This is a genomic window from Ktedonobacteraceae bacterium (assembly GCA_035653615.1).
GTDB lineage: Bacteria > Chloroflexota > Ktedonobacteria > Ktedonobacterales > Ktedonobacteraceae > DASRBN01.
On sequence record DASRBN010000042.1, the window covers coordinates 44303 to 58017 of the forward strand.

General features: G+C 53.3%; 16 protein-coding genes and 1 riboswitch. Of the genes, 9 read left to right on the forward strand and 7 right to left on the reverse strand.

Going from position 1 to position 13715, the window contains the following annotated elements; all coding sequences use genetic code 11:
- Window positions 1-5 precede the first annotated feature (5 nt).
- Window positions 6-506 (reverse strand): DUF1269 domain-containing protein, encoded by a 501-nt coding sequence (locus VFA09_25695; protein HZU70693.1) that lies wholly within the window; start codon window positions 504-506, stop codon window positions 6-8.
- Window positions 507-599: 93 nt separating this feature from the next.
- On the opposite strand from VFA09_25695, the gene VFA09_25700 reads away from it, so the two are divergent.
- Window positions 600-962, forward strand: a complete 363-nt coding sequence (locus VFA09_25700) for a hypothetical protein (GenBank protein ID HZU70694.1) — start codon at window positions 600-602, stop codon at window positions 960-962.
- Here the strand turns inward: VFA09_25700 and VFA09_25705 are convergent.
- The 5 genes from VFA09_25705 to cofE all read right to left on the reverse strand — a co-directional run bounded on the left by VFA09_25705 (window position 946) and on the right by cofE (window position 4578).
- Complete coding sequence (locus VFA09_25705; GenBank protein ID HZU70695.1) at window positions 946-1350, reverse strand: PPOX class F420-dependent oxidoreductase; 405 nt, start codon at window positions 1348-1350, stop codon at window positions 946-948. The two genes, VFA09_25700 and VFA09_25705, sit on opposite strands and share 17 nt — an antisense overlap.
- A 28-nt stretch (window positions 1351-1378) precedes the next feature.
- Window positions 1379-2017: a 2-phospho-L-lactate guanylyltransferase gene (gene cofC, locus VFA09_25710; GenBank protein HZU70696.1), complete on the reverse strand. Its 639-nt coding sequence runs from the start codon at window positions 2015-2017 to the stop codon at window positions 1379-1381.
- A gap of 66 nt (window positions 2018-2083) precedes the next feature.
- Entirely contained in the window at window positions 2084-3016 is a 933-nt protein-coding gene (cofD, locus tag VFA09_25715) for a 2-phospho-L-lactate transferase (protein HZU70697.1), read from the reverse strand.
- 8 nt (window positions 3017-3024) lie between these two features.
- On the reverse strand, window positions 3025-3675 hold the full coding sequence (locus tag VFA09_25720; protein ID HZU70698.1) for a nitroreductase family protein: 651 nt from the start codon (window positions 3673-3675) through the stop codon (window positions 3025-3027).
- Window positions 3676-3822: 147 nt separating this feature from the next.
- Window positions 3823-4578 (reverse strand): coenzyme F420-0:L-glutamate ligase, encoded by a 756-nt coding sequence (gene cofE, locus VFA09_25725; protein ID HZU70699.1) that lies wholly within the window; start codon window positions 4576-4578, stop codon window positions 3823-3825.
- 152 nt (window positions 4579-4730) lie between these two features.
- Between cofE and VFA09_25730 the strand changes: the two genes are divergently transcribed.
- The 8 genes from VFA09_25730 to pcaB all read left to right on the forward strand — a co-directional run bounded on the left by VFA09_25730 (window position 4731) and on the right by pcaB (window position 12879).
- Window positions 4731-5681 carry a metallophosphoesterase gene (locus tag VFA09_25730; GenBank protein HZU70700.1) on the forward strand — a complete coding sequence of 317 codons (951 nt, stop codon included), beginning with the start codon at window positions 4731-4733 and terminating at the stop codon, window positions 5679-5681.
- Between the two features lie 130 nt (window positions 5682-5811).
- Entirely contained in the window at window positions 5812-6165 is a 354-nt protein-coding gene (locus VFA09_25735) for a DoxX family protein (protein ID HZU70701.1), read from the forward strand.
- Between the two features lie 104 nt (window positions 6166-6269).
- Complete coding sequence (locus VFA09_25740; protein HZU70702.1) at window positions 6270-7004, forward strand: PIG-L deacetylase family protein; 735 nt, start codon at window positions 6270-6272, stop codon at window positions 7002-7004.
- Between the two features lie 65 nt (window positions 7005-7069).
- A riboswitch (FMN riboswitch) is annotated at window positions 7070-7231 on the forward strand.
- 250 nt (window positions 7232-7481) lie between these two features.
- Window positions 7482-8348, forward strand: a complete 867-nt coding sequence (locus tag VFA09_25745; protein HZU70703.1) for an ABC transporter permease — start codon at window positions 7482-7484, stop codon at window positions 8346-8348.
- A gap of 50 nt (window positions 8349-8398) precedes the next feature.
- Window positions 8399-9511, forward strand: a complete 1113-nt coding sequence (locus VFA09_25750; protein ID HZU70704.1) for an ABC transporter substrate-binding protein — start codon at window positions 8399-8401, stop codon at window positions 9509-9511.
- Between the two features lie 172 nt (window positions 9512-9683).
- Window positions 9684-10412 (forward strand): protocatechuate 3,4-dioxygenase subunit beta, encoded by a 729-nt coding sequence (pcaH, locus tag VFA09_25755; GenBank protein ID HZU70705.1) that lies wholly within the window; start codon window positions 9684-9686, stop codon window positions 10410-10412.
- A 2-nt stretch (window positions 10413-10414) separates the two neighbouring features.
- Entirely contained in the window at window positions 10415-10996 is a 582-nt protein-coding gene (gene pcaG, locus VFA09_25760) for a protocatechuate 3,4-dioxygenase subunit alpha (protein HZU70706.1), read from the forward strand.
- A 14-nt stretch (window positions 10997-11010) separates the two neighbouring features.
- Window positions 11011-12879, forward strand: coding sequence for a 3-carboxy-cis,cis-muconate cycloisomerase (gene pcaB / locus VFA09_25765; protein ID HZU70707.1), 1869 nt, complete (start codon window positions 11011-11013; stop codon window positions 12877-12879).
- On the opposite strand, the gene VFA09_25770 is transcribed toward pcaB, so the two are convergent.
- Entirely contained in the window at window positions 12876-13712 is an 837-nt protein-coding gene (locus VFA09_25770) for a GNAT family N-acetyltransferase (protein ID HZU70708.1), read from the reverse strand. The two genes, pcaB and VFA09_25770, sit on opposite strands and share 4 nt — an antisense overlap.
- Between the last annotated feature and the right edge of the window lie 3 nt (window positions 13713-13715).

Sequence of the window (13715 nt, forward strand, 5' to 3'; positions counted from 1 at the left end):
TGCCGTTATGCCCGCGCGGGGATCGCTGGTCCGAGCATTTCGTGTAAGCGAGCCTCATCTTCCTGTGAGAGTGAAGTTCGGATCACTTCAAACCGGTACTGTTTCAGTGCCGGCAACACCCTATCGGCAACCTCGTTACTGGTGAGCAAAAACAGCGCGGCTTCGCCGGGATGGATCGCGCTGCCCACCTGTTTGATAAAATCATCGTTGATTCCAACGTCGCTGAGTCTGCCTGCAAGCGCGCCCGCTCCCGCGCCAATCGCAGCGCCCAGCAAAGGGGATAGGAACAACAACCCTATCAGCATGCCCCAGAAGGCTCCTCCCAGTGCGCCTTTTCCCACCAGGTCATTTTCCTGACGGATTTTTGGCCTGCCATTCGGTTTCAATGTCACAAGAGCGGCATCTTCCACTGTGATCAGGTGCTGCTGGTTCAGGCGCTTCAGCGTATCGAGAATGTTGTCCGCAGTAGTCTCATCCGCGCATTTGAGTACAAAGAGATTACTCATGGATATGCTCCTTTTCGAGGGGGGTATTTTCTCACTCCGATGTATCTCGTCCCCTCTAATGCTAGTATGAGGAGGAAGTATCATGAAAACATTATGAGCATCGTTATGGGCAATGGCCTGGGTACTGATCGAGATGCAGTTTCCAGACCTGATGCGTCTGTTCCTGGCCATCAAGGATGGCACAGCACTCTGGGAAGCCATAACAAAAAAAACTTTTCTGGAACGGTTAAGCATCTTGACCGTCCCAGAAAAGTGACCAAAACTGCGCTGTTTCTGACTTCTGATGATGCATCGTTTGTGCTAGGATTAGAGGTTGCTGCGGATGGTGGCCGACTTTTAAACGCCATGCGGCCGGGTTTTCGACGATTTACCTCCTATGCTTTTAGCGGGACCTTTCCCGCTAAGCTGTATCTCTCTGTTTCCCTGCCCTCAACAAGTTTCAAAAGTGTTCGATAACGTGTTGTATTTTCAAATGGATGGTTTCCCGGGGTTCGCTCGAGAAGTGGGCCTCCATTTGCTGCTTCGCCGATTCTTCGCCATCGTAACGGACGGCCAGCCGGTAGATATCCCGCTGGGCGATTTCCGAGTCATCAATCAGTTCGGCAGTGCCGCTGACGGTGACGTAATTGTATCCATCTGGTACGCATACCGAAATGCGTGGATCGCGGCGCAGGTTACGATCTTTGAGGCGACCGATTTTCGTATTCATGACGATGGTATCACCCTCAAGCAGGTACCACATGGTGGTCAACTGGACAGAACCATCGACGTTGATCGTTCCCAGTACGGCAAACCGGCGCTCTTGCAAGAACGCACGCGCTTTTTCAGATAGTTGAGTAGCCATAAATATTCCTCCCTTTTTTATTGATAATTCACAAGTTCGGGGTTGCAAGCTTAGCATAATTCGCTTGTTGGCAAATACAACCAGCGTCTTGTATCTCGTGGAGATCATCAATCGTGTCAACATCCATAGCGAGGCCACGGCTGTTGTAGATCAAGTAATGTAAGTTTCTCTGTATTGCTGCTTGTTTATGGAGGTGCAGGCTGTTGGGGCCAAAGAGATATGGCAACGCCAGCGGCGGGCGTACAAGGACAGCGTTGGTTCCAGTTCCCTCCCTTGATGCCGCAAGTACGACTTCATACTGTGCAGATTGCCTGGCGAGAGCGCGAATATCGCAAACCGTCAGCAAGGGAAGGTCTGCGGAGATCGTCAAAAGGGCAGCTGAGCCTGCTGCGAGTTCTCGCCGGGCGGCAGCTTCCAACGCGGGGTTATGTCCATCTCTCTCTTCAGGCAGCGCGTGTGCCCCCCATTGCTCGGCCTGGGATAGCACCCGAGCATCGGCGCTTACTACTGATATATGTTCGAAGCATTCGCTCTGGCGCAGAATCCGCAGCACATGATGCAGCATATCCAGAACTAATGTTTCGCGTTCGTGCTGTGTTAAAGAGGGGACCAGGCGACTTTTAGCCAGGGCGAGCGATTTTACCGGAATAAGAGCTGTATACTTCATAATTTTCAGGTGAAGATATTTCCTATAGCCATAAACTATTCGACTAAACTCCTTCAAAAAGGGAATTTAAAATGCCAGGCCCGCTGCCTCCAGGACGTACCGCGCCAGGGCAGCTTTTGCCTGGCTATCGCGCATAATAGTATTGGTTGCCATCGCCGGTATGCCCAGGTCTTCGATTCGTTCGATCAGGTGAGCATCCTGTTCGTCGATGACCATTACATCCAGGAAATCCCGGTAACAGCGGGCAACACCAACAGGTGATACTTCCATTCCCAGACCGCGCATCAACTTGTCGGCAGGTCCTTTGATCGGCGTTCCACCGACAATCGGGCTGACGGCGACCACCATGCCGCTAGCTTCGTGAAGCGCATCATGGATACCGGGAACGGCCAGAATGCTACCGATACTCACGATAGGATTGCTGGGCGCAATCAGGATGGCCTCGGCCTCCTTGATGGCATCCAGAACTCCTGGAGCCGGTTTCGCTTCGCTGGTGCCAATAAAGACGACATCCTGTACTTCATCTGTGCAGTGCCGTTTGACCATGTATTCCTGGAAATGAAGCAGGCCTGCTGGCGTCTGAATATGTGTCGCTATGGGTTGATCGCTCATAGGTATGATACGGATATTCAGGCCAAAATGCTGACGCAGGTTCTCGGTGACTTCGCTCAGCGTCTTTCCCTGCCTGAGCAGGTTCGTGCGATGTATATGCGTGGCAAGATCGCGGTCGCCGAGCAGGAACCAGTCTTCATTGCCATAGGCCGTCAATTGCTGCATCGTATTGTAGGTATCGTTGCGAATGCCCCAGCCACGCGTTTCATCAACCAGTCCGGCGAGGGTATAGGTCACGATATCGATGTCGGGCGAGACATGCAGTCCGTAGAAATCGCGATCATCGCCGGTATTGACGATGACGGTGAGCCTGTTCTGAGGCACAACCTGTACCAGGCCTTGTAAGAAGCGGGCCGCACCTACGCCGCCGGCAAGAACTACAATCATAAGATCCTCTAATCAAAGCGAACTATTAAGCTATTCAATGGCAGACGCTCACGTCGTTGTGGGTCAGCGGCTGCGTATCCAACGGTAATCAATGCGTGTGGGATGAGTCGTTTGTCCAGGTCGAGCGAATTACACACCACTTCCGGGCAGAACAGTGGGGCACACATCCAGCCGCTATCAAGTCCTAGGTCGTAGGCCATCAAGAGCATGTTTTGAATGGCCGCTCCCAGGCTTTGTATCGCCATGATCGTTTCGTCGGCCTGCCTTTTTTCATCCAGGTAATGGTCGAGGTCTTCAAGATACAGGCATGGAATAATGATGACGGGTGCATTCAGGATGCGCTGCCGTGATTTCTCAAGCCGGATGTTGACAATCTCCTCGTCCTGACCATCCATGCGCAGGTTTTGCTGCCAGGTCTCGCCCATAGCCGCGGCAAGCTGGGCTTTGACGGCCTGTTTTGTCAAGACCACAAAGCGCCAGGGTTGCCTTCCATGCGGCGATGGCGCCCAGCGAGCCGCCTCTAAGATCTGTTCGATCAGGTCGCGCGCTACCGGGCGCGCTAAGTATTTACGTACACTGCGCCTGCCACGCAACAGGGATGCCAGATTATCCGTCCGGCGAGGTAATGTTACCGCTCGCTGCTCAGATTGTATTGTCACGTTTGCCATTCACCTTTTTTACTGCTGCTTACAGGAAGTTGCCTGATGCATTTGCCCTTCACATGATCGGGTTTGCCCGCTATACTCTCCCTTGCAGAGAAGCGGCGGGACCTGGATCTTTTCACGACTTCCCGGCAGGGATTGAAACTAGCGGAACATATCCATCGAGGGGTCGCGCAAAAGCATTTTCATGCTGGCCTCTCCTCGGTGATACGGATAGCCACGAATGAGGGCGACAGGCACACCATCGACCTTCCCCATTACCAGCTCCGCCGCCGATGCCAGTTCATCGACTACCGCAATCACGCTGGCATGTAATTCATAGCCATAGGGGTCATATTGTCCTCGATAATCCGCCAGGGGTTCAATTCCCGCTATCCCGATGGCCATGTTGACCTGCCCATTGCGCCAGGGACGCCCCCAGGTGTCTGAAATAATAATGGCAATATCAAAATCTGATCCTTCGCCTGAAAGCTGCTGCAAACGCGAACGTAATTCTTGCGCTGAGCGATCGGGATCAACCGGCAGCAGCGTGATGGCGCGATTCCCATCCACATTCGATTCGTCGACGCCCGCATTGGCGCAAACGAAGCCATGCCTGGTCTCGGTCAACAATACTCCATGATCCATGCGCACGACACGACGGCTTTCACGCAATACGACCTCAATGTAGGGTGCATCCTTTCTGCTCTCAAGAGCAGCAATGCGAGCGAATTCTGATGGTTCTATCTCATCAAGATTGACGACTCTGCCCTCGGCTTTAGAGACGATTTTTTGCGTTACAACGAGTATATCACCTTGCTGGAGTGTTAGTTGCTGCGTTTGCATGGCTTCATAGATGAGAAGTCCCAGGTCAGCGCCTGGGGGAATCTCGCCTATGCCGGTAATGGGTAAGATGTGCAATTCCGTGATCGTATGCCTCCTGGTAGACTAATAAACAATGCTATTATACGTTCTGCCCTCCTGGTACTGCAAACAGTGAAGTATCGAATATCTGGCCAGCGTTAATGTTTTATAATAGGGGCAAAAGCTTTCGAAAGGGGGGAAAAGTTCATTTGAACGAATTGCAATCATCCACAGCAGGTAACACTCCTGACCAGGAACTTCTCTACTTCTGGGCATTGGGCGATTTGCATTATTGCGCTATTGATTCATGGCATGCAGTCCATACCCAGCGATTAGCACCCATGTTTCGAGACCTGCGTTCGCTCTGGTCCCGCGAAGGCTATCCTGCATTTTGTGTCTCTCCCGGCGATATTATTGAGAGGAGTGCGCCGGAGAACTTCGAACTGGCGAAAAAGGAACTTGAAAACCAGCTTGGAAAGGTTCCATTTTACCCCGGACTCGGTAATCACGAGTTATATGCTGACGGCGATGAGAGCGTCGAGAATCTGATTCAAGACTATACCGTTTTCTGGGGCAAGCCTGTGCGTTACTTCTGGGTGGAAAACAGCGTCCTGTGCATCATGCTTGATGCCATAGGATATCCAGAGCCGTTCTATACGCAGGAAACGCTGGCCTTCCTGGAAACAGCGCTGGCCAAGCACCCGAAGCATCCCGCGGTCATCTTTTCTCACTGCCCGCTCTACAATACCGTTCTGGATCGTGGAAGTGGGAGCGAAAGCCAGCTCGATTATCACACGTTGGACCCGTTTTTTGCCATTCAAAATTCTGACGAGGTGCGAGCTATTCTTGCGCGGCACAGGAATGCGGGACTCTACCTCAGCGGGCACACACATTCTGGCTGGCAGGCGCCAAATCTTGTCTATACGGAGCAATTGGGCGACCATGATGTCACATTTATTAATGTGATGTCACCATGGTACACGGGATTTCATAAGGGGCCGCGCCTGAGCAGTGATCATACCCATTGCGATTATACACCTGATGCGCCTGATGTTCTGGTTTCGTTCTCCGTCCAGGTGTATCGCGATAAAGCGCTCATTCGCTTGCGCGATCATCGAGGGAGAAACTGGCTGGCAGAATGGGTGGTTCCTATTGGCTAGATAGCCAGGAGAGCATAGGCCAGCGCTCAGTGAAACTTGCCTTTCATGGAAAACGCTTTATATCTAGAGAATGGTATGACTGTTACCATTGCTTTTGAGCTATCACTACATGAAAGGAGTATGCATATCTATGCTACAATCACTGGCACGTTTATTACTTTCGGGTATCTTCATCACGGGAGGGGCCGAAGCATTTTTGCACCCCGGTGGGCGAGTCAATAAGGTTTCTGATGCCGGTATTCCCCAACCGAAGCAATCTGTAGAGTTGAATGGACTGGCGATGGTCGTTGGTGGAACGATGATGGGGCTGGGGTTGGCACCCAAATTGGGAGCTCTTATTCTCCTTGGCACCCTCTTGCCGACCACATTTGTCGGGCACGCGTTCTGGAAAGAGGAAAGCGAAGCGGCAAGAAAGGGCCAGGCGACTCAGTTCTACAAGAATCTTGGCTTGCTAGGTGGTTTACTGCTTGTGATTACCGAATAGTGCAGGTTGGGCGTTTTCAGGCTATAATAGGCTTATACTAACTGCAAGGGCGCATTTTATGCGTCCTTTCTACTATTTTATTCAATCATGAGAAAGGGACCAATATGAGCGAGCAGGAGCAAAATAAAGTCGCGCTGGTAATTGTAGCGCATCCCGATGATGCAGAATTTGGGGCCGCGGGAACGGTTGCTATCTGGGCAAGGGAAGGCTGGGATGTCTATTATGTTATTTGTACGGATGGTGCAGCAGGCGGCCCTGATGATGCGACCGATGTCGGGCCTGCCGCGAGGCGCAGGGATTCTGAAATACGCAAGAACGAGCAGCGAGCGGCTGGTAAGATACTTGGACTAAAAGATGTTGTCTTCCTCGATTATCCCGATGGTCTATTGGAGCCAACGATTGGACTGCGGCGCGACCTTGTGCGTGTGCTGCGCAAGTACCGGCCATCGCGCGTGATTTTCCAATCGCCGGATAGAATCTGGACGCCTGTATTGATGATTCGCCGCTTCCATCCAGATCACCTGGCGGCGGGTCGAGCTGCGATGGCGGCAATTTATCCCGCGTCACAAAACCCATGGGATTTTCCAGAACTGCTGGAAGAGGGATTGATGCCGCATAAGGTGACGGAAATTTATATTATGGGCGCGCCTGTGGTCAATCACTTCGTCGATATCTCCAGTGTAATTGATCAAAAGATCGAAGCGCTGCTTGCGCATCAAAGCCAGTTTCCTGGCGGGGCCGATGAGATCGTCAAGATGATTCGCAAGCGGAGCCACGATCTGGGCGAAAAATACGGGGTAGAATACGCCGAGGATTTTCACTTTACTGAGAATAAGTAAGTTTCTCAAGTTTTTGTTAGATCGTCCCCTTGCATTGTGCGATACTTTGTGCCATACTTTTATATAGAGACCTTCGGGGCAGGGTGTAATTCCCGACCGGCGGTATGGTGAGCGCCCGATGACGATTACCAAGCCCGCGAGTTCATGATCGGTTCTATATCGGTCATGCGACTGATCCGGTGAGAGGCCGGAGCCGACGGTTAAAGTCCGGATGGGAGAAGGTTTGGCAAATCTGCGGACTGTTTGACTTTGTTGCTTGCTCTATAGCAACGAAGAATAAGGAAGCAGGTGATTGCGAAGATTGCCCATATCCTATGTGAGGGTAATCGTGTAATCGCCTGACTTGTTGTTATCCGCTATGCTCTCCTTGCGTCTCCCTCACATGCCTCTCCAGGTGAGTTGAATTGGCGGCTTTTCATGGAGTTTTCTCTCAGGATTGGCTGTCGATATAGCTTTGACCGAGGGAAGTTGATGAGCGTGACAACCTCTACTTCACAAGACGTATCTCTGGAGATACGCACAAGTGCGCGCGGCGGCAAAAAAAAGCCATTGTCGTCGTCATATACGAAAGCGCGTGCCACTCTGAATGCTACCCAGCGCCTGTTGCTGGTAGTGCCCCCTGTTGTGCTGGCTCTACTTTTATTGCTGGGCTGGTACGTGAGTACGACGTATGGGCATGTTTCCAATTTGATACTGCCGGCGCCCGCGGATGTTTTCGCCGCGCTGTCTGATGGCCTCACTGCCGGTTGGTTGCTGAGCAATGCATGGATAACCATTCAGGAGAGCCTGCTTGGTTTCCTGCTCGCTGTCGTTGTCGCACTGCCGCTGGGGTATGGATTGGCGAAATCGCGCCTCATAGCGGCGACCGTCCAACCCTATCTGGCGGCGGGGCAGGCTATTCCAGCCATCGTGATTGCTCCCATCCTGATTATATGGGTTGGCTATGGCCTGGTGCCTATCGTCATCCTCTGTATGCTGGTTGTGCTGTTCCCCATGGTGATTACTACCGAACTGGGAGTACGGTCAATCGATCCTGCGCTTGTTGATGCGGCGCGGGTCGAAGGAGCGTCCGGCTGGGCAATGCTTGCTCGCATCGAGTTCCCGCTGGCGCTACCGGCTATTCTCGCAGCAGTGCGTACTGGATTGACGCTTTCAATTACCGGCGCGCTGGTAGGAGAATTTGTCAGCGCCGGCGGTACTGGACTTGGCGGTTTGCTGTTGCAGGCGCAGAACCAGATCAATACGGCATTGCTGTTCGCGACGCTGATCATCTTAGCAGTGCTGGCTGCCCTCTATTACAGCAGCTCATGGCTCCTCATGAAATTGGCAGCAATGATCTATTAAGCCGTGTTCCACTACATCATGCAGAATGTATGTGAATGGAGAGTATTCAGATGCAGAATTATCGTCGTCCCAGCTTTGTGCTGTCTTTTTTGCTGGTGTTCAGTATGCTAGGGGTGCTGTTAGCTGCCTGTGGTGGTTCAAGCAGCGGTAATACTGGCACTGGCGGGTGTAAATCGCCTGCGGATATTTCTAGTACTACGAGCAATTCGCCTGTCAATTCGTCCGTCTCGTTAGATGTGCAGGGTCATAAGACAGGCGGTGCGGCGAAGGCATTGCAAAATGTTTCTATCGGTCTAGGCTACATTCCAGATATCCAGTTTGCGCCTTTTTACGTCGCGAAAAGTAAGGGGTATTATGCTGCTGCCGGCCTGAATGTGACGCTGAATCATGGTATTGTCAACAACCTGCTTGCGGAGCTGGCATTGGGCCATAATACCTTTGCCTTTGCCAGCGGCGATGAATTGCTGGTCGCACGCAGCCAGCATTTGCCGCTGATCGATGTTTCTACGATCTTCCAGAAATATCCGGTGAGCCTGATTGTACCCGCCAATTCTCCGATCTGTACGCTTGCCGATCTGAAGGGTCATACAATTGGCGAGCCTGGACCATTTGGCGCAACCTACATAGGATTGTTAGCGCTCCTGTATCACGCGCATCTCTCGCTATCCGATGTGCATGCCGAGTCGATTGGTTTTACGCAGGTAGCAGCGCTGGTGGGGCACAAGGTCGATGCGGTGATGGGCTATTCGAACAACGAAGCGCTGCAACTACCTGAACGCGGCTTCCCGGTGCGCACATTCAATGTCTCCGATTACCAGCCGCTCGTTTCCAACGGCATCATCACGACTGAGAATACATGGCAAACCCAGCCTCAGCTGGTACGCAGCTTCGTGCAGGCAACAATCCAGGGGCTGCAAGAGGTCATTGCGAACCCGACCGAGGCGGTTCAGATCAGCCAGTCGTATGTGCCCGGTATGAATACCACGACGGCGATGTCGGTACTGCGGGCAACCATTCCAATCTGGAAAGGCGACGGGGCACATCCTCCTGGCTATAACGATAGCGCGACATGGCAGTCGATGCAGCAGTTCCTGGTCGCTGAGAAGATCATCCCATCCGCGCAGGATTTGTCGCAGGCTTTTACCAATGTGAGTACTTCGTAGGTCCCGCCTCGACAAACGGGCACTGATATTGTTAAATAGAAGCAGTTGATGATAGAAAGCACATTGGCATATCCTTTCTTTATGGATATTGAGCCTGCAGGGATGAAGATGCAGGAATCACAATTTAGCTCTGGCATGTAGTAGTATAACCAGCACAACCTCAGGAGGATATATGAACTACACCACTATTGGCGACATCGTGCGGGGAGATCGAGAAATTTTTCCGCCCTACCTGTATGAAGCCTATCAATCGACACGGCGTCGCGCGCCGCTACTCCCACTCATCGAGGTGCCGCTGACCCTCTCGGAACTGACCGGCCCTGGACCGGCCATCAGTGCCATCACCCCGGAGGATGCTGATCTCACGCGCAATGCCGGAACCGGTGGTGAGGCTATCGGCCAGCGCATCATTGTGACCGGGCGCGTCCTGGATGAACTTGGGAATCCAGTACCCCATACACTGCTGGAGATCTGGCAGGCCAATGCAGCAGGACGCTACCTGCATAAACGCGATCAGTGGCCAGGGCCACTTGATCCCAATTTTCTGGGTATGGGGCGTTGTTTGACCAATTCTGAGGGTGTGTATCGCTTCCTGACCATTCGCCCGGGAGCCTATCCCTGGCTCAATCACCCCAACGCCTGGCGACCGGCCCATATCCATTTCTCGCTGTTTGGCCTATCGATGCGCTCGCGCCTGGTCACGCAGATGTACTTTCCCGATGACCCACTGCACGCGCTCGATCCCATCCTCAATGCTGTGCCGACCGAACAAGCCCGCCAGCGCCTGATCGCCTCTTATGACCATAACGTGACCGAGCCAGAATGGGCGCTGGGCTATCACTGGGACATTGTACTCGCCGGGGCCTCTGCCACGCCATTTGAGCCAGTAAAGGAGGGATAGATATGAGCAAGCTCATACTGACCAGCTCGCAAACGGTCGGGCCGTTTTTTGCGCCCGCGTTGCTGCGCGCGGATGCGGAACGTCACATTCTGGTTGAACCGCAGACTGTCGGTGAGCGTATTCGCATTGAAGGACATGTCCTGGATGGCGACAGGTTGCCTGTTCCTGATGCCCTGGTGGAAATCTGGCAGGCCAATGCATATGGTCGCTATAATCATCCCGGCGATCAGGGGCCAGCATCGTTGGATCCCTCATTTGTGGGCTTTGGTCGCTCTGGCACTGAGAACGAGGGGTTCTACTGGTTTGAGACCATCAAGCCGGGACCCGTTCCTTTTGATGCGGAGCGCTGGCAGGCGCCCCATATCTGTATCACTATATTCTCGCGTGGCCTGCTCAACCACCTGGTGACGCGCCTGTACTTCGCCGATGAACCGACCAATGCCAGCGATCCCATCTTACTGCGCGTGCCTGAGAATCGACGCGCGACCTTGCTCGCGCCCCGTTACCAGGAAGGAGCGGACGTAGTCTACCGCTTTGATATCATTCTGCAAGGTGAGGGCGAGACCGTGTTTTTCAACGTCTGAGCAAGGAATGCTGTATGACAGAACCGGGTGATATATCCTTCTTCAGCATGCCGGGTATGGCGACTATCTTCTCGCCTCAGAGACATGTACAGGCCATGCTCACATTTGAAGCGGCGCTCGCTTCCGCGGAGGCCCGTGCCGGAATCATCCCACACGAAGCGGCAACCGCTATTGCTGCCGCTTGCAAGGTGGAGTTGTTCGATGTCGCAGCGCTCTACCATGAAGCTGCGCTGGCCGGAACTCCCGCGATTCCCCTGGTACGCATGCTCACGGCCCGTGTAGGGGGAGAGGCGCAGCAGTACGTGCATTGGGGAGCCACGAGCCAGGATGCAATCGATACCGCCTTGATGCTTCAAATGCGCGACGGGCTTGACTTGCTGATAGCCGAACTGCTCAAGGTGTGCGTGGCATGCGCTGCCCTTGCTGAAAATCATCGCCAGACGCTTATGGCAGGGCGGACACTGCTCCAGCAAGCGGTGCCAATTACCTTTGGCCTCAAGGCAGCGCGCTGGTTGGCTCTTGCAGTACGCCAGGTGAAGGCACTGTATGAGCATCGGGCGAGGACGTTAGCTGTGCAACTTGGTGGAGCTGCCGGTACACTGGCCTCACTGGGAGATCAGGGAATTCAGGTGCTTCACTTCCTTGCTGAGGAGCTAAAATTACCGGCGCCCGATCTGCCGTGGCATACTGAACGCGACCGCGTTGCCACAATCGCCACGACTCTGGGCATAGTCGCGGGGGCGATGGAGAAGATTGCCTGCGATGTGATTCTCCTGGCGCAAACTGAAGTCGGTGAGGTCTCCGAGGGTGCCGCGCCGGGAAAAGGAGGGTCATCGGCAATGCCCCAGAAGCGCAATCCCGTTGATGCGGTCGCTGCGATTGCCTCAGCACGATTAGCCATTGGAGTAGTGCCAGTCATCTTGTCGGCGATGGCGCAGGAGCATGAGCGGGCAGCCGGTGGTTGGCAGGCGGAATGGGAAGCTATCCCGAACCTGTTTCGCTACACAGCAGAGGCCATCGAACGCGTTCGCAGTGCGCTTGCCAATTTGCAGGTTGATACTGCGCGCATGAAAGCCAACCTTGATCTGACCGGTGGGTTAATTATGGCCGAGTCTTTAACAATGGCGCTTGCTTCACACATGGGAAGACCCGAGGCGCAGCAGCTTGTCAAGGCGCTCTGCGAGCGTGCGGTAAAGTCAGGCACAAGCCTTCAGCAGGTCGCCCAGGCAGATGAGCAGGTGTGTGCTATTCTTTCCTCTAAAGAGATCGACCATGCCCTTGATCCCAGCAAATACCTGGGCAGCACTGATACATTTATTGACCGTGCTCTCGCATCCTACAGCGAGGTCAAGGTGTTGCAAACGAACTGGAGGAAGAAATTGATACAGGTACGCAAAGCAATTCTTAAGGATGTTGATGCGATTTGTCGTATCTGCGCTGATGGCTGGCGTAATACTTATCAGGACATCTACTCGCGAGAATACATCGAACGTACTATTAACGAATTCTATAATCCTCAACGGGTAGAAGGAGAGGTTCTTCATCCAGAAGGCTGGGATGGTTGGCTTGTTGCGGAACAGGATGGAGTGGTTGTTGGCGCAGGTGGAGGCGGAATGATAAGTCCTGGCGTAGGAGAGGTCTTTGTCCTGTATGTAGATCCCCAACGACGAGGAAGCGGTATTGGAACGGCTTTGCTTGAGGCCATTACAAATCAACAGCGTAAGTCGGGAGCCAAAGAACAATGGGTCTCTGTTGAAGCAAAAAACGATAAGGGTCTGCCGTTTTATGAGGCACGCGGTTTTATCCGGCGAGGCGAACGCACTGCTTATGGAAGTAAGCCTGAAGAAAATATAATCTCTCTTCGCCTCTACCGGCCTATCTAGACGGACTCATCGACCCATACCGTCATCAAATACGCAATCCGTAACCCTGCTCGTTCCATATTGTTCTGGCTGATTGAGCCGAATGTTCCGGCGAACCCGATCGCCAGCTCGCAACCTGCCTCTGCCGCATCACGCATGCGGCGTTGGGTTAATGCCGTGTGGCACCCATGTTTGCGGAACGCGGGCAATGTTGCGCCACCGCTAAGATAGGCAATGCCGTCATGGATATATAGACCGGCCATAGCCGCCGGAGTTTCGTTAACAGAGGCGATGTAGAGGCGAGAGCCGGGAGCAGAAAACGCGCCCTTGCGTATGTCCATTATTACTTTCCTCTGTGGCCCGGCAGGAAATTCAAAACCATCCGCCCAGAGTTCAAGGAAAAGATCAATGTCGTCCAACGAAATCTCTTTTATCGATACTCCCTGTGAAAGCGCCTGGTTGCTCACCTGTGGCCAGCCATAAAGGACCGTACCGTTGGGGGTTGGATAGAGTCCATGCTGAATGAGTAGCTGGGCGAATTCTGATGTAAATTCTGTGGGGGCCAGGTCGATATTACATTGCAGGTGCTGCCCACGAAAAAAGCCCAGGATATCATCTAATTTGTCGCTCTCTTCCAATGTGAGGCCGACAACCCTGTTCCACCAGCCGGAGAAGGGTATGCCACACGCCATATAGGCAGTAGCATTGCCAAAGCGTTGAACGACGAAATCATAAGGGTTGCCGGGCTGTTGTCGCACCTGGATGGTACCATCCAGGTGCGATGCATCGATAACTGCCTGGATGCGACGCGCGAGCTGTTTGGTTATCACCGGTGGCTGCATGCTATTTCTCATCTC